Here is a 284-nt window from a genome sequence, read left to right on the forward strand (position 1 = left end):
GGCCAGGCGGGCTGCCCAGCCGGTCGCGGTGTCGAAGGCGACCGGGTATCCGGCCTGGCATGCTTTGATGCCCAGGCAGATACCGAGGTGGGTTTTGCCGACTCCGGGCGGGCCGAGCAGGATCACGTTCTCCGCCTTGGCCACGAAACTCATCATCTCCAGGTGCGCGAGTACGTCTCTGCGCAGTGAGGGCTGGTGATCTGCGTTGAAGTCCTCCAACGTTTTCATGGCCGGGAAGTGCGCTCCGGCGATCCGCAGCCTGGTACCGGAGGCCTCCCGATCGG

The 284-nt window shown here is 65.8% G+C and carries 1 protein-coding gene; it reads right to left on the reverse strand.

Going from position 1 to position 284, the window contains the following annotated elements:
* The coding region (locus ACPXB3_RS22630; protein ID WP_425729895.1) for an ATP-binding protein at positions 1 to 284 on the reverse strand (284 nt) is incomplete at both ends.

The organism is Gordonia sp. DT219, from assembly GCF_049847065.1.
Classification (GTDB): domain Bacteria; phylum Actinomycetota; class Actinomycetes; order Mycobacteriales; family Mycobacteriaceae; genus Gordonia.